The 24,721-nt window shown below is 48.3% G+C and carries 23 protein-coding genes and 1 other RNA gene; 18 read left to right on the top strand and 6 right to left on the bottom strand.

Going from position 1 to position 24,721, the window contains the following annotated elements:
- The first annotated feature begins 9 nt into the window (after window positions 1–9).
- The 6 genes from LBCZ_RS06885 (at window position 10) to LBCZ_RS06865 (ending at window position 4,404) form a co-directional block, all read left to right on the top strand.
- A complete protein-coding gene (locus LBCZ_RS06885) occupies window positions 10–585 on the top strand; it encodes an SLOG family protein (protein ID WP_025012392.1) in 576 nt (191 codons plus the stop codon).
- 55 nt (window positions 586–640) lie between these two features.
- On the top strand, window positions 641–1,039 hold the full coding sequence (gene gpsB / locus LBCZ_RS06880; RefSeq protein ID WP_025012391.1) for a cell division regulator GpsB: 399 nt from the start codon (window positions 641–643) through the stop codon (window positions 1,037–1,039).
- Window positions 1,040–1,051: 12 nt separating this feature from the next.
- An RNA gene (rnpB, locus tag LBCZ_RS14440) (RNase P RNA component class B) lies at window positions 1,052–1,417 on the top strand.
- A 535-nt stretch (window positions 1,418–1,952) separates the two neighbouring features.
- Entirely contained in the window at window positions 1,953–3,104 is a 1,152-nt protein-coding gene (locus tag LBCZ_RS06875; protein ID WP_025012390.1) for a THUMP domain-containing class I SAM-dependent RNA methyltransferase, read from the top strand.
- Window positions 3,105–3,107: 3 nt separating this feature from the next.
- The gene (locus tag LBCZ_RS06870; RefSeq protein ID WP_025012389.1) at window positions 3,108–4,043 is read left to right on the top strand and encodes a phosphoglycerate dehydrogenase; all 936 of its coding nucleotides are present in this window, start codon (window positions 3,108–3,110) and stop codon (window positions 4,041–4,043) included.
- Window positions 4,044–4,176: 133 nt separating this feature from the next.
- On the top strand, window positions 4,177–4,404 hold the full coding sequence (locus LBCZ_RS06865) for a hypothetical protein (protein ID WP_025012388.1): 228 nt from the start codon (window positions 4,177–4,179) through the stop codon (window positions 4,402–4,404).
- A gap of 78 nt (window positions 4,405–4,482) precedes the next feature.
- Here the strand turns inward: LBCZ_RS06865 and LBCZ_RS06860 are convergent, their stop codons facing one another.
- Window positions 4,483–5,496 carry a lipoate--protein ligase gene (locus tag LBCZ_RS06860; protein ID WP_025012387.1) on the bottom strand — a complete coding sequence of 338 codons (1,014 nt, stop codon included), beginning with the start codon at window positions 5,494–5,496 and terminating at the stop codon, window positions 4,483–4,485.
- A gap of 476 nt (window positions 5,497–5,972) precedes the next feature.
- Between LBCZ_RS06860 and LBCZ_RS06855 the strand changes: the two genes are divergently transcribed.
- Both LBCZ_RS06855 and LBCZ_RS06850 read left to right on the top strand, forming a co-directional pair.
- Complete coding sequence (locus LBCZ_RS06855; RefSeq protein WP_025012386.1) at window positions 5,973–7,877, top strand: M13 family metallopeptidase; 1,905 nt, start codon at window positions 5,973–5,975, stop codon at window positions 7,875–7,877.
- Window positions 7,878–8,114: 237 nt separating this feature from the next.
- Window positions 8,115–9,005 (top strand): LysR family transcriptional regulator, encoded by an 891-nt coding sequence (locus LBCZ_RS06850; protein WP_025012385.1) that lies wholly within the window; start codon window positions 8,115–8,117, stop codon window positions 9,003–9,005.
- A gap of 165 nt (window positions 9,006–9,170) precedes the next feature.
- Here the strand turns inward: LBCZ_RS06850 and nrdF are convergent, their stop codons facing one another.
- From nrdF to nrdH, 3 genes are all read right to left on the bottom strand, one after another.
- Window positions 9,171–10,151: a class 1b ribonucleoside-diphosphate reductase subunit beta gene (gene nrdF / locus LBCZ_RS06845; protein WP_025012384.1), complete on the bottom strand. Its 981-nt coding sequence runs from the start codon at window positions 10,149–10,151 to the stop codon at window positions 9,171–9,173.
- 53 nt (window positions 10,152–10,204) lie between these two features.
- Window positions 10,205–12,376 carry a class 1b ribonucleoside-diphosphate reductase subunit alpha gene (nrdE, locus tag LBCZ_RS06840; protein ID WP_039639025.1) on the bottom strand — a complete coding sequence of 724 codons (2,172 nt, stop codon included), beginning with the start codon at window positions 12,374–12,376 and terminating at the stop codon, window positions 10,205–10,207.
- 69 nt (window positions 12,377–12,445) lie between these two features.
- Complete coding sequence (nrdH, locus tag LBCZ_RS06835) at window positions 12,446–12,676, bottom strand: glutaredoxin-like protein NrdH (protein WP_010488276.1); 231 nt, start codon at window positions 12,674–12,676, stop codon at window positions 12,446–12,448.
- A gap of 318 nt (window positions 12,677–12,994) precedes the next feature.
- Between nrdH and LBCZ_RS06830 the strand changes: the two genes are divergently transcribed.
- Window positions 12,995–14,446 carry a helix-turn-helix domain-containing protein gene (locus LBCZ_RS06830; protein ID WP_025012383.1) on the top strand — a complete coding sequence of 484 codons (1,452 nt, stop codon included), beginning with the start codon at window positions 12,995–12,997 and terminating at the stop codon, window positions 14,444–14,446.
- 137 nt (window positions 14,447–14,583) lie between these two features.
- Complete coding sequence (locus LBCZ_RS06825) at window positions 14,584–14,910, top strand: hypothetical protein (protein ID WP_010488279.1); 327 nt, start codon at window positions 14,584–14,586, stop codon at window positions 14,908–14,910.
- 169 nt (window positions 14,911–15,079) lie between these two features.
- On the opposite strand, the gene cls is transcribed toward LBCZ_RS06825, so the two are convergent.
- Window positions 15,080–16,549, bottom strand: a complete 1,470-nt coding sequence (gene cls, locus LBCZ_RS06820; RefSeq protein ID WP_039639023.1) for a cardiolipin synthase — start codon at window positions 16,547–16,549, stop codon at window positions 15,080–15,082.
- Window positions 16,550–16,848: 299 nt separating this feature from the next.
- On the opposite strand from cls, the gene LBCZ_RS06815 reads away from it, so the two are divergent.
- Complete coding sequence (locus LBCZ_RS06815; protein WP_025012382.1) at window positions 16,849–17,451, top strand: nitroreductase family protein; 603 nt, start codon at window positions 16,849–16,851, stop codon at window positions 17,449–17,451.
- Between the two features lie 119 nt (window positions 17,452–17,570).
- On the opposite strand, the gene LBCZ_RS06810 is transcribed toward LBCZ_RS06815, so the two are convergent.
- A complete protein-coding gene (locus LBCZ_RS06810; protein WP_025012381.1) occupies window positions 17,571–17,969 on the bottom strand; it encodes a ribonuclease HI family protein in 399 nt (132 codons plus the stop codon).
- A gap of 24 nt (window positions 17,970–17,993) precedes the next feature.
- Here LBCZ_RS06810 and LBCZ_RS06805 point away from each other — a divergent pair, with 24 nt between their 5' ends.
- The 7 genes from LBCZ_RS06805 to LBCZ_RS06775 all read left to right on the top strand — a co-directional run bounded on the left by LBCZ_RS06805 (window position 17,994) and on the right by LBCZ_RS06775 (window position 24,720).
- Window positions 17,994–18,398 carry an EbsA family protein gene (locus tag LBCZ_RS06805; protein ID WP_010488282.1) on the top strand — a complete coding sequence of 135 codons (405 nt, stop codon included), beginning with the start codon at window positions 17,994–17,996 and terminating at the stop codon, window positions 18,396–18,398.
- A gap of 12 nt (window positions 18,399–18,410) precedes the next feature.
- Window positions 18,411–20,084 (top strand): formate--tetrahydrofolate ligase, encoded by a 1,674-nt coding sequence (locus LBCZ_RS06800; RefSeq protein ID WP_039639020.1) that lies wholly within the window; start codon window positions 18,411–18,413, stop codon window positions 20,082–20,084.
- Window positions 20,085–20,192: 108 nt separating this feature from the next.
- Window positions 20,193–20,660, top strand: a complete 468-nt coding sequence (gene lspA, locus LBCZ_RS06795; RefSeq protein WP_025012380.1) for a signal peptidase II — start codon at window positions 20,193–20,195, stop codon at window positions 20,658–20,660.
- A complete protein-coding gene (locus LBCZ_RS06790; RefSeq protein ID WP_039639018.1) occupies window positions 20,657–21,577 on the top strand; it encodes an RluA family pseudouridine synthase in 921 nt (306 codons plus the stop codon). Before lspA ends, LBCZ_RS06790 begins: the two co-directional genes overlap by 4 nt.
- A gap of 355 nt (window positions 21,578–21,932) precedes the next feature.
- A complete protein-coding gene (gene pyrR, locus LBCZ_RS06785; RefSeq protein ID WP_025012378.1) occupies window positions 21,933–22,481 on the top strand; it encodes a bifunctional pyr operon transcriptional regulator/uracil phosphoribosyltransferase PyrR in 549 nt (182 codons plus the stop codon).
- 3 nt (window positions 22,482–22,484) lie between these two features.
- A complete protein-coding gene (locus tag LBCZ_RS06780) occupies window positions 22,485–23,792 on the top strand; it encodes a uracil-xanthine permease family protein (protein WP_025012377.1) in 1,308 nt (435 codons plus the stop codon).
- Window positions 23,779–24,720: an aspartate carbamoyltransferase catalytic subunit gene (locus LBCZ_RS06775; RefSeq protein ID WP_025012376.1), complete on the top strand. Its 942-nt coding sequence runs from the start codon at window positions 23,779–23,781 to the stop codon at window positions 24,718–24,720. Before LBCZ_RS06780 ends, LBCZ_RS06775 begins: the two co-directional genes overlap by 14 nt.
- The last annotated feature ends 1 nt before the right edge of the window (window position 24,721 follow it).

Raw genomic sequence — 24,721 nt, 5'->3', positions numbered from 1 at the left:
AGGAAAATCATGGCTGGAAAACGATTGTGGATAACCGGATACCGTGCCTATGAACTCAATGTCTTTGGCAATCAGGACCCGAAGCTAAAAGTCCTTAAAATTTCATTAAAAAACACACTGCTTCAGTATCTGGATGAAGGCCTGAACTGGCTGATTACCGGCGGCCAATTAGGCGTTGAGCAGTGGGCAATCGAGGTTGCTTTAAGGCTGAAGCCATTGTATCCCGACTTTAAAATTGCGATGATGCTGCCGTTTACGGATTTTGGCTCAAAGTGGAATGAAGCCAATCAGGGACAACTGGCCGCACTACGCCAGCAAGTCGATTTTTCCGATGCAGTTTCGCAGGCGCCGTATCAACGACCGGCACAGTTACAGGGTTATATGCGGTTCATGACCGCACACACGGATGCTGCGGTGATTGTTTACGATCCGGAGTTTCCCGGTAAGCCGCAGTGGGATTACCGCGCTGCCGAAGATATGGCAAAACGGCGTGATTATCCGGTCACGTTGATTACGATGGACGATTTGGAAGACACTGCCCAAGAAATGGCAGAAGCGGAAAATGAGCATTTTCAAAACGATTGAGATATGGTAAGCTTATTGTTAGTCTGGTTCCATGAAAACAATGAGGTGTGTCGGAATGGATAGTAACAAAGAAACAAAATTTAGTATCCAGTACGGACCTAAAGATATTTTGGACAAGAAGTTCAAGAATAAGGTTCGCGGTTATGATCCGGATGAAGTCGATGAATTTTTAGACGGCATCATTCGTGATTATGAAGCTTTTACTAACGAGATTGATCGACTGAAAGAAGAAAATGCAAAGCTGTTTAGTCGGGTCGATGAGCTAACCAAACAGCTGAGTGTTTCCAAGAATGTCAGTGCGCAGACACCGCAAACCAACGCTGCCGCCACAAATTATGATATTCTTAAACGTCTGAGTAATCTGGAGCATCATGTTTTCGGTTCAAAGCTGTCGGATAGCGGCAGCGCTGATACCCACGATGACAACAGCCATTCCGACGTTGACCAATATTGATGATCACATGTAGATCCTGAGTGATCGCGGTCTGCATCTGCAGGCTGAGGAAAGTCCATGCCCGCACAAGCTGCGATGCTTGTAGTGTTCGTGCTAAGCCCAATAAGCTTAGGGACCGTGTCAACGGTTACGGCGACCAACCGCGCTAAGGTTTCGGCTATGCGCCAGTAGGTCTGAAAAGTGCCACAGTGACGAAACGTTCAGGGAAACCTAAACGGTGGAACGGGTAAACCCCGCGAGCGAGTAACCCAAACTTTTGGTAGGGGCGTTTTGCCAAGCAAATTGAAGCGACGGCAATACAGCGGCAACGCTGAGATAGATGATGACTGAAGGAACCTGCGCCTGAACAGGCTCTGGAACAAAACATGGCTTATAGGGATCTACATGCAGGCACAGCTCGGGGAGACTCGGGCTGTTTTTTTGTGAGCGCGAGCCAGCCCGCTTAGAAACCGGAGTGTAAGTGGCCTTGGGCGTGATGGCGGTCTTTGCCATTGCGACCAAGGTCCTTACACGCAGATTTCTGGGCTGGCGAGCGCGTTATAGAAAGCAAAAGTAAGACCTCCGATAGTCCTCAAATAGAAAGATCTTAAGTTAGCAGGTTTTTGGCCATTGCGCTCGAGGTCCTTACACGCAGATTTCTGCGACTGTGAGCGCGTTATAGAAAACGAAAGTCAGACTACATACTTGCCACCATAGAAATCTCCTAGTTAACGCGATCTTTGCCATCACGCCCAAGCTCCTTACACGCGGGCTCCTGCGCCGGTAAACGCGTTACAGAACGCAAAACTCAATCGCCTATCCCCACCAACAATTCCGCCCACCTTAAAATCCAACATCGCCAACCCCGCCAAAAAAAGTTAAACTAAACCTGAACACCATTCTTTAAACCGGCATTTTGAAAGGAAATCACGTCATGACATATCAACTCGTCGCAACCATGGCAGCAGGACTGGAAGCTGTTACGACCAAGGAACTAAAAGCACTGGGCATTGAGACCCGAACCGAAAATGGCAAAGTGTATTTTCAAGGCGATGATCAAACCATTGCCTTAACCAACGTCTGGTTGCGTAGTGCCGATCGAATCAAAATCGTGGTCGGTCAGTTTAAGGCGCGCACTTTCGATGAATTGTTTGAAGGCGTCAAAGCATTGCCGTGGGATCAGTATTTGCCACTGGATGCGGCGTTCCCGGTTGAAGGCCGCGCGGTTCGCTCACAGTTACATTCTGAGCCTGATGCGCAAGCCATTACCAAAAAAGCAATCGTAGAGAAAATGTCGGCCGTTTACCACCGCACCACTCGTTTACCCGAAACCGGAGCTAAGTATCCGCTTGAAGTTTCGATTTTAAAAGATGTGGCAACGCTGACGCTGGATACAACCGGTCCCAGCTTATTTAAACGCGGCTACCGGATTGCCAAAGGGGAGGCACCGCTGAAAGAAAACTTTGCGGCGGCACTGGTTTTGCTCACCAACTGGCATCCCGATATGCCGTTTGTCGACCCCACAACCGGTTCCGGAACCATCGCGATAGAAGCGGCTTTAATTGGCCATCATTTGGCGCCGGGCCTGCAGCGGCATTTTGCCTTTGAAAACTTCGGATTTTTTGATCAAGACGTCTTGCAGACCACCAAAGATCAGGCTATGGATCAGGCGGATTTTGACCGAGAACTTGATATTCAGGCGAGTGACATTAACGGTGACATGATTGACATGGCCAAGTTAAACGCCCAGCAAGCAGGTTTACTTCATAGCATTCAGTTTAAACAATTAGCGGTTAAAGATTTTACGACCACTAAAGAAAATGGCGTCATAGTGGCTAATCCGCCTTATGGCCAACGTCTAAGTGATCAAGCGGCCGTCCGCCAGCTGTATGCGGAAATGGGTCGGGCCTTTGCGCCTTTGACCACCTGGAGCAAATACATTTTAACGAGCGACATGGGCTTTGAGAAAGCCTATGGCAGCAAAGCAACCAAACGCCGCAAACTCTACAATGGCACAATTCGAACCGATCTTTTCCAATATTGGGGTAAACCTAATTGGCACCATCATGACAGAAAAGAGGGATGAATCGTGAAGATTCTAAATAGCTTCAGTCTTGAACCAGCGCAACGGCAGGTATTGGAAAAAGCTGGACATACCGTGATCGAAGAAGATCAACTGGACGCAACGACCGCCCAGCAAATCGATGTCATTTACGGCTGGCATGCGGCCTCTGCAACGGTTAATTATGACCATCTGCAGTTTGTCCAGGCAATGTCCGCTGGTGTTGACTATTTACCGCTCGCTGATTTTGCCAAGCATCACGTCTTGTTAGCCAATACTAGCGGCATTCATGCGGAACCGATCGCCGAATATGTGCTTGGCGCTTTGTTCACCATCAGCCGCGGCATACTACCGGCGATTCGCGCAGGGCGCCAGATGTGGTCATTGCGTCAGGAACGGCCACCGATGACGCTGCTGAAGGGGTTAACGGTGGTTATTTTCGGAACCGGCCATATTGGCTCGACGATTGCCTCTAAGTTGCATGCGCTAGGATTGCATACGATTGGTGTCAGTGCCCATGGTCGGCCTGCAGCTGGCTTTGAGGATGTCGTAACCGATGCCGAGACAAAGCGGGTGATTCGAACGGCTGACATTGTGATTAACGCACTGCCGCTCACGCCTGCTACCAGACATTTTTACAACGAAGAATTCTTTGCTGCTCTCGATCGGCAGCCAATTTTCGTTAACATCGGGCGCGGGGCGTCCGTTGAAACAGCGGCACTCGTTCAAGCGCTGCAATCCCAGCAGTTGCGTGCCGCTGTCCTTGACGTGGTCGATCCCGAGCCATTGCCACAAACCTCGCCGCTTTGGGACATGGATCAGGTTTTGTTGACGCCGCACATTTCCGGCACGGTTCCTCATTTGCGCGACCAAGTTTTTAAAATTTTTAATGAAAACCTCCAAGCCTTGGTATCACGCGGTCAGTTAGCGAGTCACCAAGTCGATCTGAGCCGAGGTTACTGAAATTTAGTCCGGCAACCGTTATACTGAACTCGTAAACGTTTTCAGTTACTGTATTGCCCGGCAAACCGACAATACGCGTTGAAACAGTTGCCGCCAGCATTTCAGACGGCATGAAGATGAAGGAGGAATTCTTATGGCACAACGCCCGGAAGAAATTACCAACTTGCTTCAAGATGCTTTACACTCACAGCACGAGGTTGCGATCGATACGATCGATCGCCGCTGCCTAAAAGGCCGTGTCGTCGACATTAAGGCGGCAAAAGTTAAGCCGTACAACGAACGCGGCGTCATTACGGTAGCAACTGGGCGAGGAGCTAAACGAATTCAGGCGTACGCCATTAGCCAAATTAAATATAATTAACGCTTCTAAGAAGGCGTAGATAAAGGGGCAGCCGGTAAAATGGCTGCCCCTTTTTGGAAATATTGAACTGATTAATGCTTAAGGTACCAGCAAGTTGATCACGTCATCTTTAGGAATATTGGTGAAGTAATCATTGGTGTTAATGCCATCCAGCGTCTCCTTAACTGCCTGAGACGTATACGGCTTGTCTTTCAACGCAGCGGCGACGTCAGCAACATCTTGTGGTCCAAAGAAGTCACCGTAGAATTTAACGTTTGCGATTTTGCCGTCTTTAATATCAAAACGGGCATCGATTGTACCGTAATCGAAATGCTTACGCTTCTTGGTAGTGAATTCCGGACTGTGGCCATAAACCCAGTCCCAGTTGTTGTAAACGTCGTCATAAATCTTCTTGATTTCGACTCGGTCAGTGTCAGTAACGTGATATTCCTTGTCTTTAATCTCAGCAACATCATCCACACCGAACAAACGCGTTAACAAGATATCCCGAAATTCCGGAAGCGTCATATCCTGATACTTTTTGTCCAAGTAAGGGCGCAGGTTGGTGACCCGACTCTTAACGGACTTAATACCTTTACTCTTAATCTTGTCTTCCGGTACGTTGAGGACCTTTGGAATGACACTCATGTCCACATCCAGCATTAAAGTACCATGAGAGAACGTCTTGCCGTTGCGGGTGTACATCGCACTGCCAGAGAACTTCTTGCCGTCAACCAGCATATCGTTGCGGCCGGAAACCTCGGCGCTCGTGGCACCCAACGTGTGAATCGCATCCACAATCGGCTGAGTGAAGGACTTGAAGTCGCCGAATTCTTCAGAATCACTATCGACCACGAACGAGAAGCACAGGTTGCCCAAATCATGGTAAACCGCACCGCCGCCTGATAGCCGCCGCGTGACAACAATATTGTGTTCCTCAACATACTTCTGATTCAATTCTTCCAGTGTATTCTGGTTGCGCCCGACAATCACACTCGGCTTTTCATAATAAAAAAGCAGCAATGGCTCATCGAACTGTTTGGCGTTCATCAAGTACTGCTCTGTCGCCAAATTCTCGCGAATATCGTGGGACTTCATAATGACATAGTACATCTATGGGTTTCCTCCTTGTGAGCGTGAACGGCGCGGTTAGGAGTCGGAGTGTAAGTGGCCTTGGGCGTGATGGCCCGCTCTTTGGCCATTGCGACCAAGACCCTTACACGCAGACTCCTGCGCCGGTGAACGCGTTATGGTAAAGCGTGAATCAGCCCGGTTAGAAACCGAAGGCCGGTTCAACATCCGATCTCGTGACACTCAACGAAGATTGTTAAGTGTCATTTTGGTACATGCTCTATTTTAACGAGTTAATCATTAAAAAGAAAGCGATTTCGATTGTAAACAATTCATTAGTTCGAATGGTATCGATTCCATAAAATATTTTTATATACTGGTGAGTTGAACACTTTTTATTGATCATCCGTTTCCGCTTTTTGTTGACAACGCCGGCCGTTCAGCTGATTCCTCGTGCAACTAAATGAGAAATGCGTTAAGATTGTCATATATCGTTTTATTATGAAAGGAGCTTTTGAATGACGAGTAAAGTGCGCTACCAAGATGATCTATACCGAGCAGTAAATGGGGCCTGGATGGATCAAGCAGTCATTCCTGATGACAAAAGCAGTACCGGCGGCTTCCAGGATTTAGCCGACGAAGTAGAAGAAAAAATGATGGCTGACTTTGCAGCTGTTGCCGATGGTTCAAAAGAAGCACCGGACAAATATTTTGCGCAGGCAGTCACGCTTTATCAGCAAGCCAAGGATTTTAAGACACGTGACGCTGCCGGCTTTGCACCGGCTTTACCAACGTTGCACCAAGTTGCCGCCATCAAAGATTTGGCTGACTACAATCAACGTGCTGCCGAGTTACTGCAGCAACAGCTCATTGATCCGCCGTTCAACCTCTTCGTCGATGCCGACATGAAGGACACCAGCAAAAATGTGATTAATCTCATGGGACCCAAGACCATTTTGCCGGATACTTCCTATTACGCCAAAGACAATCAAAACGGCGCCCAACTACTTGCGATCTTCAAGGACATGATGAGCAAGCTACTGGCATACACCGATCTTGATGAAGCGGCGCAAAAGGCAACCTTGGCTGGCGCGCTTGCTTTTGATGCCGAAATTGCTAAACACGTCAAAAGTTCCGAAGAGTGGGCGGATTATCCAAAAGCTTACAATCCAATGCCGACAACCACTGTCGTTGAAAAGCTCAAACCATTTGATTTTGAAAACTTCTTGAAGGCAATTTTCAAAACGGTTCCGGATACCATTGTCGTCGCCGATCCGCGCTTTTTGGATGAATTCGGTCAGTTATTCAATGAAGCCAATTTTGCGAACTACCGCGACTGGCTTTATGTATTAAGCCTCGATAGTGTTGCAGGCTTCTTGAGTGAACCACTGCGGCAATTAGGCGGCACCTATAATCGCGCATTATCCGGGGCACCGAAATCACCGGATCAGGTTAAGCATGCTTATCGGGTAGCCAATGCCTATTTCAGTGAGCCAATCGGTATTTACTATGGCCGCACTTATTTTGGCGAAAAGGCGAAAGCCGATGTAACCCAGTTGGTGGAAAAAATGATTGCCACTTACAAACAACGCCTAGCCAATTCTGACTGGCTCTCACAACCAACCAAAGATAAAGCTATCCTCAAACTTGATAAGATGGTACTCAAAATGGGCTATCCGGACAAACCTGAAGCGATTTACGATTTGCTCCACGTTGATCCAGAAAAGTCATTACTTGAGAATTTGAAAGCCATGCAAATTATTCAGCAACAATACAATTACGATAAGCTGGGCAAGCCGGTTGATCGCAGTATCTGGAACATGCCGGGCCATTTGGTCAATGCCAGTTACGACCCGTCAAAAAATGACATCACCTTCCCAGCAGCGATTCTGCAGGCGCCATTTTATTCATTGAAGCAAACTGCCTCAGAAAACCTTGGTGGCATCGGTGCCGTTATCGCTCACGAAATTTCGCATGGGTTCGATAATAACGGGGCACAGTTTGACGAATTCGGTAATATGGTCAACTGGTGGCAAAAAGCAGACTATGCGCACTTTAATGAGCTAACCAAAGCCATGATTGACGAATTTGACGGTCTCGAAACCGAAGCAGGCAAAGTTAACGGTAAACTCGTTGTGTCGGAAAATATCGCCGACGCCGGTGGTTTGGCTGCAGCTTTGGATACTGCCAAACGCGAGCCGGATGCCGATCTGCGTGCATTTTTCATTAACTGGGCGCGTATCTGGCGCTCCAAGTCCCGCCTAGAACGGGCAAAGATGTTGCTGGCCGTTGATGTCCACGCCCCGCATGAGTTGCGTGCCAACATCCAGCCGCGTAATCTGGATGACTGGTACACGACGTTTGACGTTCAACCAGGCGACGGCATGTATCTACCGCCGGAAAAACGTGTTCAAATTTGGTAGCCCCATTAGCATCGACTCATTGAGTCGATGCTTTTTTAGAAGAATGGCGCTAAACAAAGCACCACGCAATGCTGATAACCAGAAGTGAATGCATTGAAGCATCATCTTCCGAGCAGCGGATTTAAGCCACAGTTGAGCAAAGGCGTGTGAAAGGGAATACAAAGTGGTCTTGATAGGTTATAATAGTTATAGGAAAGCATCTGCGATAATCGGAACTGATAGGAAGTAGGGGAGCTTATGGAACTGCAGACGTTGCGTAACTTTATTGAAATTGCCGACCATGGCAGTATTACGGCTGCTGCCAGAACATTAGGTATCTCCCAGCCGGGGTTATCGCGGCAATTAAAAGATCTAGAAAAAGAACTGGGTGTTAAGTTACTGATCAGGGGGAATCGACGAGTCACCTTGACGGAAGATGGCACCTACTTATTGAACCGGGCCCGCGAGTTAACCGCCATCGCCGAACGCACCAAAAATAATTTGCAAGGCAAACATACACTGGGTGGTGATCTTTACATTGGTGCCAGCGAAACCAGTGGCAAGCGCCTGATGTTGCAGGTTGCCCAATCACTCCGGCTGCAGTACCCCAGTCTACATGTCCATGTAACTTATGGTTCCGATGAAAGTCTGATTGCTAATCTTGAAGCCGGTATGTACGATTTTATTTTGCGCCCAGGTAAGGAACAGACCCAGTACGAAAGTCTGCCGCTCCCGATTCGCGATGCCTGGGGCGTTTTGATGACCACAGATGATCCCTTAACCGATAACCTTCTGATCACGCCAAACGATCTCAACGATAGCGAGCTGATTCTGCCGCGGGCCACGCATACTCGCAATGCCTTTGAACACTGGCTAGGACAGGGACTCGATCCAGCTTACATTGTTGGCACTTACGATTTGACCGCTGATGCTTTAGGCATGACCGCAGTCGGATTAGGGCGCGCGCTATGTCTCGAATATCTGGCGACGCAAACATCGAACACTTCCTTAACCTTCCGTCCTTTAGCTCCGGCATTAGCCGATCCGATTGCGTTAGTGTGGAAAAGGGATCGTGAGCTTTCACGCATCGCCCAACGCTTCTTAAGCCTCGTTCATGAAACGATCAATCAGCAAAAAGCAGAAAGTTAGACCAAAAGGAAAAGCGGCTGTCGTACGATCATCCAAAATGGGCTATTCTCGCCATTCTGACTTGAAAAGTGAATATCAAAAACCGGCTCCAGATACGAATCGCATAACCTGCGACGCATCTGGAGCCGGTTTTTTAATTCCTCAACACATTCATTTCCGAAAGCCTTACTTATCGTGGCCTTCATCTTCGGTTGAAAATGTATAGTCGTCATCCTGCATGGCTTCAACCTGTCCCAGTCGATAACCATTACCGACTTGGGAGAAGAAGTCGTGGTTGGCTGTTGACGTCGAAATACCGTTCATAACAATCGGGTTCACATCGTCAGCGGTATCTGGAAAGGCGGTTTCCTGGCCCAGATTCATGAGCGCTTTGTTGGCGTTGTAACGCAGGAATGTCAAAACCTCGTCCGTCCACTTTGTTTTAGCATACAAATCATTCGTATACTTTTCTTCATTTTCGTACAAATCGTAAAGTAAATCGTACATCCAATCCTGCAACTTTTGCTGCTCGGCTTCTGGCAACTCATTGAAGCCTAATTGGAACTTGTAGCCGATGTACGTGCCATGGACACTTTCGTCCCGAATGATCAGCTTGATGATCTCCGCCACATTGGTCAGCTTGTTGTTGCCTAAATAATACAACGGGGTAAAGAAGCCTGAATAAAACAGGAAGGTTTCCAAAAAGACACTGGCAATTTTCTTTTGCAACGCCGAACCATTGTGGTAAATATCGTTGATTTTGTTGGCTTTGTACTGAAGATGTTCATTATGATTCGTCCAGTCGAAGATTTCATCAATTTCAGCAGGGGTGTTCAGCGTTGAGAAAATTGACGAGTAACTCTTGGCGTGAACACTTTCCATGAACTGAATGTTGTTCAAGACCGCTGTTTCCTGCTGCGTCCGGATATTCTGCCGCAAACTTGCCATGCCATCCTGACTTTGCAAGGTATCCAGCAGCGTCAGCCCGCCAAAAACATGCCCGACAACCCACTGTTCATCAGGACTCAGTGAGCGCCAATCGTCTAAATCATTGGACAAAGGGATCCGGGTGTCCAGCCAAAATTGTTCCGTCAACTTTTCCCAAGTCGCCTTATCGACCTCATCTTCAATCGCATTCCAGTTAATCGCAATATATTGTTTTGCCATATTCTTCGCTCCTTGTATGTAAAAACAGGGGAGATCCCCCTGTTAAAAGATAATCAAATTGAGCAACTTTCACAAGCATTGCTGCCGATTTCTTCCTGGTCATCGGTGTAAGTCCGGATGTAGTAAATCGACTTGAGGCCTTTGTGATGTGCGTAGTTCCGCAAAATGTTCAAATCACGTGTCGTCATCTTGTCGGTTCGGCCGTCTTTCCATGGGTAGAGGCCAGCAGGAATGGTACTGCGCATGAACAAGGTCATCGCCATCCCTTGGTCAACGTGCTGTTGGGCAGCGGCATAAACATCAATGACTTTACGCATGTCGATGTCGTAGGCACTTTGATAGTAAGGCATGGTGTCATTCGACAAACCAGGCGCCGGGTAGTAAATGGTGCCGATCTTCTTTTCCTGGCGATCCTCGATCCGGTTAACAATTGGCTGCAAGGAGGCACTGGTATCGTTAATATAGCTGATCGAGCCATTAGGGGCCACAGCCATCCGGTTTTGATGATACAAGCCGTCCTTCATCACACTCTCTTTGAGTGCTTCCCAGTCCGCCTGGGTCGGAATGTGAACATCCTTAAACAAGTCACGCACCTTGTCGTACTTAGGTGCCCATGATTGTTGGATATACTTGTCAAAATAACTGCCATCAGCGTATTTGCTGTTTTCAAAATTATGGAAGGACTCGCCACGTTCTTTAGCAATCTTGTTGGATGCCTTCAACGTGTAATAATTCAGCAACAAGAAATAGATGTTGGTGAAATCAAGACTTTCCGGTGAACCATAATACATATGGTTCTTAGCAAAGTACGTGTGCAAGCCCATCGCACCAAGGCCGATGCTGTGCGCCATGTGATTACCGTGCTGAACAGATGGCACAACGTCGATATTGCTGTGATCGGTGACATAGGTCAATGCCCGAACCATGGCTTCAACGCTGTGACCAAAATCGCGACTATGCATCAAATTAGGAATATTCGTGCTGCCTAGGTTGCAGGAAACATCTGTCCCTAAGACTTCATATTTCTGTTTGTTGTTGAGCTTGGACGGTACCTGCACCTGCATGATTTCCGAGCACAGGTTACTCATGATGATTTTGCCATCAATCGGACTCGCATTGTTGGCAGTGTCGATGTTGATGATATAAGGATAGCCAGATTCCTGCTGCAATTTGGAAATTTCATTTTCCAGATCGCGGGCCTTGATCTTGTATTTCTTAATGTCCGGATTGGCCACCATATTATCGTATTCCTTGGTAATGTCCACATACGAAAATGGCTTGCCATAAGCCCGTTCAACCGAATAAGGGGAGAACAGATACATATCGGCGTTGTCCTTAATAAGCTCGTAATACTTATCAGGGACAATCACGCCGAGGCTAAGGGTCTTCACTCGATACTTTTCATCCGCATTTTCCTTCTTGGCACCCAGGAAACTGATGATATCAGGATGGAAGACATTCAAATAAACCACACCGGCACCTTGACGTTGGCCCAGTTGATTGCTGTAGGAAAAAGAATCTTCCAACAACTTCATGACCGGCAATACGCCACTTGCAGCACCGTCAATACCCTTGATTGGCGCTCCGGCTTCACGCAGATTCGACAGCGTCAGGCCAACCCCGCCGCCAATTCGTGACAACTCAAGGGCAGAGTTAATCGCGCGGCCAATCGAATTCATATCATCGGTAATTTGCAGTAGAAAACAGGAAACCAATTCACCACGGCGTTGCCGACCAGCGTTCAGGAACGATGGGGTAGCCGGTTGATACCGCTGATGAATCATTTCATCCGCTAAGTCAACCGCTAGCTGCTCATTACCATCCGCAAAGAAGAGGGCGTTGGCAAACACCCGATCTTTGTAGTCTTCAAGATATTGAGTGCCATCGTCGGTCTTTAACGCATACTGGGCGTAGTACTTATAGGCCGCCATAAAGGACTTAAACTGAAAATGCTGGGCCGTCAGAAATTGATCCAGCTTTTCCAGGAAGGCCGGCTGATACTTTTTTAAAAAGTCGGCTTCATAATAGTGATGGTCAACCAAATACTTCAAGCGCTCTTGTAGCGACGAAAACTTCATCGTATTTGGCGCCACATTTTCGGTCAAAAAGGCCTGTAATGCTTCCTTGTCCTTATTGAGCGGAATTTGGTCGTTAACGGGAATATTGATCTCGTTGTTAAGGGCGTAATAAGTAACCTCGTCCGGACTGATTGTTTTTAATGACATGCTAATCCCTGCTTTCACTGCAATTTATCTTCATTCGGTTAAGTTCGATTCGATAAAAAAGCTGGCTGTTCAGACAGCCAGTTGCTTCAAGGCATCCGGTCGGAACCCGGAGAATGAATCAAGCCCATCTGCTTCAAGAACAGGAACCTGCTGGAATCCCTTTTTCTTTAAGTAATCGATGTATTCAGGTTCCTCGTTGATGTTGTGTTCCGTAAATGGAATCTTGTGGGTATCGAGGTAGCGCTTTGTCATCCGGCATTGTGGACAGCCATTGCGCGTGAACAGTGTGATGTTACGCATAGGTATCATCCTTTCTTGTTATCTTATGTAGTTTAGAATACTCAATATTGGGGTGCATGTCAATGAAAAACACCATATCTTGGGGTTAATTTTTTTGATGCCCCAAAGCATATGGTGTCGACTTGATTTTTGCTTACTTTTAGTATAGCAAGAATGCATGCCAGGCGCCAGTGTTAATCAACCATAGGCAGACTTAATGCGGCAAAAGCCTGCCCGCTAAGGAAACAGACGTCTGAGACAAGTACACAAGCATCATTTATCCGGTTGCCGATCTTCTTTGCTATACTATAGCAAAAATTTGGAAAGGAAGTCGTCACCATGGCGTTTGAAGAATTGTTCCTAGACCGCGAAGAACGCGAGCGGTTGGCGCTTTATGGCGATTTGCGAGACGCGCCTAATCGGCAAATGAATATTTCAACGGCAGCGATGGCCCGCGGCGAGAGCTACCGGCAACTGCGACGGCAAATGGCGAAAGTCGCCGAGGATTTACATGCCATTGATCCTGGTGAACCACCTTTATTACGTAGAGGGGATGGCAATATGACGGCACCGCCTTCGATTAGTCGGGTTCGCTACCGAATCTTTTTGTTTCGCCGATCGCTTCCCGGAAAGCTTTTGGTCAAAACATTGATGCAACCTGACTTGACGTTGCCCATGTTATTAGAAGAAACCGGTTTCTCCCGAGCAGCTTTTTTCCGGCGGATTTCCGCATTACGCGGGTACTTGCGCCAAAAAGAGGTCACCATTAATCTCACGCCTTTGGCACTTGCCGGCGCAGAGCCGCGAATTCGCCAAGTTTATCGCCAATTATTGTGGCAGCTAGTCGACACCCAGGATCCACTGTTTGCCACGATGATGCCGCAGTCCCGCCAGCTGGTTCAGTCTTTGCAGGCAGCCGGTTTGATTCGACCGGACTTCCCCGTCAAGCAACTTCAATTTTCGGCCAACATTAATCTGCATCGACTGCAGGCGAATCATTCGATCGGCAACACCCTGAATTTCGCGGCATTACAACCTCGCCCAGTGTTGCCTGATGAGCTGCCAGATGTCTTGGCACATTTACCTCGTGAAGTTGCGGAAGCCGAAATCCTTTATTTGTATCTCGGGCAGTGGCGGATTCCGCGTTTCCACACTGAACAACAATTCGACGCTGCCGGATTTGTCGGTTACCATGTTGCCCACAATACCTCGGCGTGGCAGACCGTCGAAAAAATCCGCACCGAATTCAGTCGTCATTTAATCGGTATTTCACCAGCAGTTTCCAAAGATCTAGCCTTAGCCGGCAATTTATTGAAAATTCTGATCAGTGAACGGATTTTTCCTGATGGCGCGTATATCGACTTAGCGAAAACCGCCAGCCCAATGCGACCGCTTTTTCCACGTCTTGGCAAGGCGATTGAAGCCTTTTTTGTTCGGGAAGAACCGGATGAGAAAGTCCGTTCAGAGATCATCGACGGCTTCTACCAATTGCTTTGGCCATTCATGACCGAAAGTGCGGTTGCCAATAAGCTAAAAGTAGCGCTTGATCCACTGATGCCCCAGCCTTTATACGAAACCGTGCAGCTGAATCTTGTGCATCCCGCCTACATTCGCCTAGTTACCATTGACCAACATCCCGATTTCGTGATTTCCGCGCATAATTTGGCTGCAAGCGAGGAATCCATTCTACCTGATACCCCGGTCTTTTATCTAGACAGTGAGCGCTTTGAAAGCTGGTCTGCGCTTTATCAAGTATTATTTCGTCGCTCGCGCCAGCAGTTTCATCTCTGAAAAATGGGCAAGCATCACCGACGCAAGCCTTAACAGATTAGTAAAAACGCTGTTACCGATGCTTTTGTTAAAATAGGCGGCGTTGATGAAAATCCGACGTAGGTGCATACTAAAATTATTAGGAGATGACTGCGAACATGAAACGAGACAAGAAAGCAGACGAGGCCGCTGTTGTTGATATGAATGACACGTTGATGGACTATGCCCATAAACGCCAGCCACATGTCGAAGATCTGGCTGAAGAATTAGCTAACCGCGCTAAAGATGATCTGAATGCCATTGATGCCTACCTAAAAGATGGGGGCGAGGCCCGCAAAGAATATCAGGCTATTGCGGAAGGTTACCTGCGCGACAAATATAACCTGGAAGGCGACGAGTTAACGACTGCCCGTGACACACTTGTCCAAGCTGCCATCCACTATCTTCTCGGCCACACCAAGGCACTAGACGATTGGCAACGGTAATCAGCCAACTCATCAAGCCTTCTTCACTGCCATTATGGCGATCAGCTAAACACATATGATTATTTTGAAAATGCTATATTTCGGTCACAAAAACGCCGCCTCGGTGCCCCATGCTGACGCGGCGTTTTTGTGACAACATTGTTCAATTTTTGATGACTTACAGGCTGGCTTACAAAATCGGCGACAGAAGCCGGGAAAAGTCCTGTTTGAAGCGTAACCAGCGGCTTTGACTAGCAATGATCGCTGGCGTCAGTAGGTAGCTTTGCTTCATATCAGCCTCAAATATTTCGGCAAGTGTTCCGGCAACCTTACGATCATAAATAAAGGCATTGACCTCGAAATTCAGCTTAAAACTACGAATATCAAAATTAGCTGACCCGACACTAGCAATGGCATCGTCGACAACCACGGTTTTTGCATGCATGAAACCATGTTGATAATGGTAAATCTTTACGCCAGCACGAGCCAGATAGGTGGCATAGTACTGGGTCGCACGGAAAATAAATGGATGATCCGGCATATCGGGAATCATGATTCGGACATCAATGCCCGACATGGCGGCGGAAACGAGCGCATCAATCACCGTGTCATCCGGAACCAAGTAAGGGCTTTGAATCCAAACCGACTTGGTAGCGCTGGTGATCAGCTTGGTGTAACCTAACTTGATTTGCTGGGTAGGGCGATCAGGTCCCGATGCGACAATTTGAATCGGTGTGCTGCCAGCCGTCATGCTCTCGTTTGAGCGATTTTCGGTACTATATTGCTCGACGTTGTAGGCAATCTCGTCCTGTTCACCGACCGTCGCATTCCAATCCATTGTGAAGCGAATTTTCAGCGCATAAATGGTGTTACCGATGATACGCAGGTGGGTATCGCGCCAATAGCCGAATTTTGGTTTACGGGAAACATACTGATCGCCGACGTTGAAGCCGCCAATATAGCCGATGTGATCATCAATCACAACGATTTTGCGATGATCGCGGTAATTCAAGCGAAAGTCGGTAATCGGATGTTTGGAGCTAAAATAGCTTTCAGCTTGGCCACCGACATCGGTTAGTCGGCGCCACCATTTTGCCGAGGCACCCATCGACCCCCAAGCGTCATATAAAACCTTAACCGTCACACCTTGTTTGGCCTTTTTAATCAATAATTGCTGAAACTGATTGCCTAATTCATCATTATAAATGGTGTAATACTCGATATAAATGTAGTGCTTGGCGCTTTCAATGTCGCGAAACAACGCAGCAAACTTCTTTTCGCCATCGGTATAAAGCTGAACCTGGTTATGGGCCAGCACTGGTGCCTGGGCCGTATTCAGGAAAAAGGCGGTCAGAGCTTTTGCCGCCGGAGTGTAATCAGTAGGCGGCAAAAGTTTATTTCGGGCATTTTCGTGTTTTTGAAGCGACACAAACGCTTTGACCCCAGACTCATACTCACGCTGAATCCGGCGCAGTTTTTTGGTCGAGAGTCCGCGACCCGCGAACAGATAAAAACCGAAGCCGATGATTGGCAGGAAAATCAACACCAGCAACCAGGCCCAGGTTGTCGAAATGTCGCGAACTTCACGAAGAACCGTAAAAATCGCACCCGTGGTGTTCAAAACCAAAATAATAATAATTAGCCAGGTGATCAGCGACATAGCACACCTCCAGGAAGAATAGTTTCATTGTACCCAAGCCACCTATCTCTGTCACGTTAACGGAAACAATCCCTTCTGGTAAATACGCTTAAGTGTGATCGTGACCTGATGATCGAGCCATATGTTGCACTTTCTGAAAAAATATTGCTCAAGGGGTTTACTTACTAATAGTGAGTTGGTACACTTACTTTTGTTCTGCTACATTTTTTCGCATTGTCTTTCCTGATGGCTAGTGAATAGCTAGGTTGTCGGATACATGCGTGACAATGTGGCCATTAATAGAAAAAGGTGGTTTTCCTGTGAATCAAGATCTTCTGAATCTTCTCAAGCAACGCCGTTCCATCTACGCACTCGGCAAAGATGTTAAGCAAAAAGACGATGACATCATCGAACAAGTTGAATCTGTCATTCAGGCAACACCAACGGCCTTCAATTCGCAAACAACCCGAGCAGTTTTCCTATTTGGCGGACAACACGACAAGCTTTGGGATATCGTGGTCAAGCGCTTGAAAAGTGAAGTTCCGACTGAGGAAGCCTACGAGGCAACCAAGAAAAAAGTAGCTGGCTTCAAAGCCGCCTATGCAACGATTATGTACTTTACCGATACCGACATCGTGAAGCAGCTGGAGCATGACTTCCCGCTGTACGCAGATAACTTTGCAACTTGGGCAGAGCAGGCTCAGGGATCGGCTCAACTCAACACATGGGTGGCCTTAGCTAACAATGGCATTGGTGCAAATCTGCAACACTACAATCCCATCATTGATGAGCTTGTCAGCGACGCCTTTGATATCCCACAAAACTGGCAATTGCGTGCCCAGATGCCGTTTGGTTCCATCGAGGCACCGGCACAAGATAAGGATTATATGGATCGTACCAGTCAGTTTAAGGTATTCATGTAATCACGGGTGCTGAAGTCTTTCGGCTAAGGCGATACCTTACTTTAAAAATCTATGTTCATGCCAAAAGAGGCCGCGATATTCCGAATAATGGAATGTCACGGTCTCTTTTTGGCGAAAAATTAACTTTTCGTCTCTGCTTCACGTAACCCTTGCTGAGCCAACGTGTGAGCACCACGGTTTTGACGATCGGGCAACCAGTTAGGCAGCACAAGCGGAAACCGGTCAATCAAGGCCAGCAATTCTGCTGTTAAGGCAGGATAATGTCTGGCGTAGCGTTTCTCAATCGCCTGAACGACGAGCTTGGAGTCACTATAAAAGGCGACTGGCGCGGTTGTTAACTTAGCATCGATTAATAGTTCAAATCCAGCAATCGCAGCAGCAAATTCCGCCTCATGATTGGTCATCGGTGGTAAAGCGGCATGTCGTTGGATTTGCTGAGGCAAACCGCTGACCAGAATGCCAATGCCAGTCGGGCCTGGGTTGCCTTTTGTAGCGCCATCTGTGTATAGTTTAAGCATGATTTCTCCTAAGGAAGTGACAAATTGGCTGACTATCGAACACATTATCAACCTGCCTGGATCGATTTTAGCATGTTTTGGAGCGCGATCGTGATCGGTCTCAGCTTGGCGATCATCGTCCAGCTGGAAAGTACGAAACCTTCATGGCTGGCGATTGCGATTGCGGCGATTACGATTTTGACGGCTATCGGCCAGATTTTGCTGCTTCGCCTGATTGCGACTGAAAAAGGCATCCGATTAACCAGTCTTTTTAAAAGTAATACGATCAATCTGTCCTGGAGCGAAATTGAGGGGTTTACGTCCGGCCATTTGACAGTTATGCTTAAAACCAAACAATACGGTCGGGTTTCGTTCCTGATGTTCGGTAAAAAACGAAAGCAAAAGATCGTGGCGTTGATCGAAAAAGGATTGGAAACATCAACTAAATAAGGAGTGTGTTGTATGTCTGATATTGAAATTGCCCAGGCCAATGAAGCGACCTCAATGTGGCCAATTACGAAAGTTGCAGCAAATCTAGGCCTGACCGATGATGATCTGGAACTTTATGGCAAGTCTAAAGCCAAACTTAGCTTCGCGGCTCTCAATGCGTTAAAAGACAAGCCTTTTGGCAAGCTTGTTTTGGTGACCTCGATTAACCCGACTCCAGCTGGTGAAGGCAAATCGACGATTACGGTTGGCTTAGGCGATGCGCTTCAGCAGCGCGGTCAGCATCCCGTCATCGCATTGCGGGAGCCATCATTAGGCCCGGTGATGGGGATGAAAGGCGGAGCAACCGGCGGCGGTTATGCGCAGGTTGTGCCGATGGAAGACATCAACTTACATTTCACCGGTGACATGCACGCTCTGACAACCGCGGTCGACACCCTCGCAGCCTTAATCGACAACCATCTGCAACAAGGCAACACACTTAATATCGACCCACGGCGAATTCTTTGGAAGCGCGCTTTGGATATTAACGATCGTGCATTGCGCCACGTCACGATCGGGTTAGGCGGCCCAACCAGCGGCGTGCCGCGTGAAGACGGTTTTGATATTACCGTCGCAAGCGAATTAATGGCCGTCTTGTGTCTTGCGGAAAACATCGCGGATCTCAAAGCCCGCATCAGTCGCATCGTGATTGGCTATACTTATGATCGTAAGCCTGTAACCGTGGCCGACTTAAAGGTCACCGGCGCCATTGCCATGTTATTGCGGGATGCGTTGAAGCCAAATCTGGTCCAGACCCTGGAACATACGCCGGCGTTCATTCATGGCGGCCCATTTGCCAACATTGCCCACGGCTGCAATTCCGTTTTAGCTACCCGGACAGCGTTGCAACTGGGGAACATCGCCATTACCGAGGCAGGTTTCGGCGCTGACCTTGGTGGCGAAAAGTTCATGGATATTAAGACACCGGTTTTGGGTAAAACCCCGGATGCCGTGGTTATTGTGGCAACGGTTCGCGCCCTGAAATACAACGGTGGCGTTGCGTTAGCTGATTTACAACAGGAAAACCTGGATGCCTTGGCTCAAGGTTTTGCGAACCTTAAGCGGCATATTCACAGCATGCAGGGCTATGGCGTGCCTGTTGTGGTAGCCGTTAACCGCTTCACAAGCGATACAGATGCCGAGGTTCAGTGGCTTATCGATGATTGCGCAAAATTAAACGTCAAAGCTGTTACCGCAACGGTTTGGGCTGACGGCGGCCGCGGTGGTTTAGCAGTGGCAGATGCGGTGTTGGATGCCTTGAAACAGCCGGCAAGTTTCGCGCCACTCTATGATGTGCATCAGGATGTCAAAACCAAAATCAAAACCATTGTGCAAAAGATCTACGGTGGTGGTGACGTTGTTTATGAAGGAAAAGCCAACGCTGCACTGCGAACGATCGCTAAAAATGGTTGGCAGGATTTACCGGTTTGCATGGCGAAGACCCAGTATTCATTGACCGATAACCCCAAAACATTAGGGGCACCTGAAGGATTTACGATTCACGTACGCGACATTATCCCTAAGCTTGGGGCAGGGTTCTTAGTCGTCATGACCGGAACCGTTTTGACCATGCCGGGACTACCAAAAGCGCCAGCCGCTTTAAACATGGATGTCACCGATGATGGTAAAATTTCCGGACTCTTTTAAATCATCCATGTTTTCGGCACAAGATGTAACCGTCATTTTTCGAATGGCGGTTTTTCTTTTGGCGCGGTACACTTAAAGGCAAATGTCATTTATTCAGGGGGAACATCTGTGTTTATTTATGTGATCGTTGCAGCTGTCTTGGTTTTGATTGATTTTGTCATTAAAACCTGGGTGAGCGCGCATATTCCACTTGGCGAAAGCCAGCAACTGATTCCGGGCGTGATTGATCTCACACACATCCGTAATACCGGTGCGGCTTTTTCCATGTTTGAAGGGAAACAGTGGTTCTTCTATGTTACAACGGTTCTAGCGTTTGTGGTCGTCGCGTTGCTTTGGCGTGATAGCTTGCATAAGCCGGTGTATCGGCTGGGCCTGACACTGATCACGGCAGGGGCGATTGGTAACTTCATTGATCGGCTGCGGTTTCAATACGTCACGGATATGTTTCACCTTGAATTTTTGGATCAGTGGCGGTTCAACGCTATTTTTAATTTTGCTGATATGTGCATCACGTTCGGGGTGATTCTGGTTTTGGTTTTTATTTTATTTGATCGCGACAAGGCGGTGTCCGCATGACCGAGACCTTTACCATCACGACTGAACAAGGGCGCATTGATAAGGTGATCACGGCCCATGAATCGACCCATACCCGCAGTCAGGTACAAAAATGGCTTCAGGACGGCTTGGTCACCGTTAACGGCCAGCCGGTGAAAGCCAATTATAAGGTCTCGTCAGGAGATGTCATTGCCGTTTCAATTCCGGAAGCCCGACCCTTAGAGGCCGTCGCAGAGCCGATTCCGCTTGATATTGTCTATGAAGATGACCAAGTGATCGTGGTTAATAAACCTCAAGGCATGGTTGTCCATCCTGCGCCAGGTCACCCTAATGGCACCTTGGTGAACGGCCTGCTTTATCATACTGACTTGCCTGGCATCAATGGCGTCATTCGGCCGGGGATTGTGCACCGCATCGATAAAGACACCAGCGGCTTGCTGATGGTGGCCAAAACCGAAAAAGCCCAATTGAGTTTGTCGGCGCAACTTAAAGCCAAAACGTCTATTCGTGAATACCTTGCATTAGTTCACGGGACGTTTAAAGAAGATGAGGGCACAATCGATGCGCCGCTTGGCCGTGATCCGCGTGACCGCAAACGGCAGGCGGTGGTTGCTGACGGTCGGCATTCGGTTACCCATTTTCAGGTACTGGAGCGATTTGCTCACTATACCTTGATCAAATGTGTTTTGGAAACCGGCCGGACCCACCAGATCCGCGTGCATATGGCTTACATTCACCATCCGGTAGCAGGCGATCCTTTGTATGGGCCTAAACGCACACTTCCAGGCAACGGCCAACTTCTTCACGCTGCCAAGCTCGGTTTTGTCCATCCAACCACCGGCAAACGCTTAACTTTCACGGCGCCGGTCCCCGAAATTTTCGAAAAAACCTTAGCCGATCTGCGCGCAGGCATTGACAAGACCCGCAACGTCCGGTAATCTTAACTCAATCAAACAAGCACCTTTAACTAAGTCCAGTGAGGCTTAGAAGGTCCCTTTCCGTTGCGGCGGATTATTCAGGCTACGGTCGCCTTCTATCCAAATTGGATGGGAGGCGTTTTTTTGTTGAGCGCGAACCGGCGCGGTTAGAAGCTGGAGTGTAAGTGGCCTTGAAGCCTAAATGGCTGGGCTTTGGCCATTTAGGCTTCAAGGTCCTTACACGCAAGCTTCTGCGCCGGTGAGCGCGTTATAGAACGTGAAAGCCCAATCACTTGCTTGCCTCCAATAGAACAACCCAAGGCAAGCAACTTCACCCCACACCAACCAGCATACATACAAGAAAGGATGGCACATCATGACACAGTCCAAACAGGTAGTCGACGAGGTAACGATGAAACGCGCATTGACTCGAATCAGTTATGAAATTATCGAACAAAACAAAGGCTTGAACGATCTCGTTCTTGTCGGCATTAAAACACGGGGGATTTATCTGGCCCACCGCATTGCCAAACGCCTTGAACAGCTCGAAGGCCTCCAGGTTCCGGTCGGCGAACTGGACATCCGCTTTTATCGCGATGATGTTCATAAAATCGATCACGAACATCAACCCGATGTTGAAGGTGCGCAGATGCCAGTTAACATCACTGGTAAGCACGTCATCTTGGTAGACGATGTCATTTTCACTGGCCGCACCATCCGCGCGGCTCTGGATGCCCTGATGGACGAAGGTCGCCCGCGTAAGATCAGTCTGGCAGTTTTAGTTGATCGCGGTCATCGCGAGTTACCGATTCGTCCGGATTTCGTCGGCAAGAATATTCCAACCTCCCTTGATGAACAGATTCAGGTACAGGTTGCGGAACTTGACGGCAAAGACGGCATCAGCATCGAAAAGATGGGGGACTAGTCAATGGCTTTTCACAACGATGAAGCGGTGTTGGACATCGGCGACAAGCCGAAGTTCGGTCAATGGGTGGGCTTATCCATTCAACATCTTTTCGCCATGTTTGGCTCAACCGTGTTGGTACCGATTCTGGTCGGTTTGGATCCGAGCATTGCCTTATTCTCCAGCGGGGTTGGCACTTTAGTTTACATTTTGATCACCCGCGGCAAAATTCCCGCCTACATGGGCTCAAGTTTTTCATTCATTACCATCATGCAGGCGTTGATGAAAGGTGCCGGTTATCCCGCGATCGCACAAGGCACCGTCGCTGTCGGGGTTGTTTACCTGATCGTTGCCTTGATCGTCGCCCGCAGCGGGTCGGCTTGGATTGATCGCGCCTTACCGCCGATTGTCGTTGGGCCGATTGTCATGGTCATCGGATTGTCACTGGCCGGCACTGCTGCAACTGACGCTACGATGCGAACGATTTCCGCGACCAAAAGCGTGTACGATCTGCGCTACTTCGCTGTTGCCATGATCACGTTGGCTTCGGTCATCATTTACAACATGTATCTCAAAAAATTCATTAGCTTACTACCCATTCTGCTGGGGATTGTCACGGGTTATGTTGTAGCGCTGTTGTTTGGCATCGTGGACCTGACCTCGGTTCAGCAAGCTGCCTGGTTTGACCTCCCGAAGTTCGAGTTGCCATTCATCAGCTACAAACCGCAACTTTACTGGGGGGCAATTCTCTCAATGGCGCCCATTGCTTTTGTCACCATGACCGAACACATGGGCCACATCATGGTCCTCTACAAATTGACAAAACGCGACTTCTTTAAGGATCCGGGCCTGAATCATACTTTGGCAGGGGATGGCACGGCTTCCATCATCGCCGGTTTCGTCGGCGGCCCACCGGTGACCAGTTACGGCGAAAATATCGGGGTGCTTGCCATGACCAAAGTTCACAGTGTCTATGTGTTAGGTGGCGCTGGCATGTTTGCCATCCTGTTCGCCTTCATTGGTAAGTTAAGTGCTTTGATTCGCAGTATTCCAAGCCCGGTCATCGGCGGCATCAGCTTCCTGCTGTTCGGCGTCATCGCTTCCAATGGCTTACGGGTTTTAATTGACAACAAAGTCGACTTCGACAAAAAACGCAACCTGATGATTGCCTCGACCATTCTTGTGATCGGTATCGGCAATGCCAGTCTGCAATTCGCCGGGTATCAATTCTCTGGCCTTGCACTGGCAACCGTGATCGGAATCTTCCTGAACTTTGTTTTACCAGAACATGCCGCTAACGAAGAAGGGGCAGAAAAAAATGACCTTATCTAATCTCACTGATACACCATTTAAAGATTTTGTTTCCGCTGAACAAGTTGACGAAAAAAGCGCCTTGGCACTGATCAACCGCGCAGAAGATTTCAAAGCCGGCCAAACGGTTCATTTTCCGGAACCGATCTATGCCGCCAATTTATTCTTTGAAAATAGCACCCGCACGCACACCAGCTTTGAAATGGCCGAACGCAAACTGGGATTGACCGTTATTCCTTTTGATCCGGCCCATAGCTCGGTTTCTAAAGGTGAAACTCTGGAAGATACAATCAAAACGATCGGAGCCATCGGCGTCAACATCGCTGTCATGCGTCATTCTAAAGACGGCTATTACAAAGAACTCATGGGCGCTTGGCCGACAACCGCTATTGTTAATGCTGGCGATGGTGCCGGTCAGCATCCATCCCAGATGATGTTGGATTTAATGACGATTCACGAAGAATTCGGTCATTTTGACGGCCTGAATATCGGGATTGTCGGGGATCTTAGCCACAGTCGCGTTGCGCGCAGTGACATGCAGATGCTTCACAAACTTGGGGCGACGTTACATTTTGCCGGCCCACAACAGTGGTATGATCCTAGCTTTGATCGATATGGCGACTTCATCAGCGTGCCGGACCTAGTCAAACAGGTCGATGTTCTGATGTTGCTACGGGTTCAGCTTGAACGGTTCAATGCTGACAACCGCGAAGCATTTTCCAAAGAAAGCTATCATGCGAAATACGGTATCACGGATGCTTTAGCCAAAACCATGAAGCCCAATGCCATTTTCATGCATCCGGCACCGGTCAACCGTGACGTTGAATTAGCCAGCGACTTGGTTGACGGTCCGCGCTCACGGATTTTCACCCAAATGCAAAATGGCGTCTTCATGCGGATGGCGATGCTTGAGGCGGTCATCAACGCCCGTCACTTCGGAGAGGAGTAAC

Origin of the sequence: Lacticaseibacillus casei DSM 20011 = JCM 1134 = ATCC 393, assembly GCF_000829055.1 — a bacterium.
Taxonomy (GTDB): domain Bacteria; phylum Bacillota; class Bacilli; order Lactobacillales; family Lactobacillaceae; genus Lacticaseibacillus; species Lacticaseibacillus casei.
The sequence above is the reverse complement of the archived record's forward strand: the minus strand, read 5'-3'. Positions and strand labels throughout refer to the sequence as shown.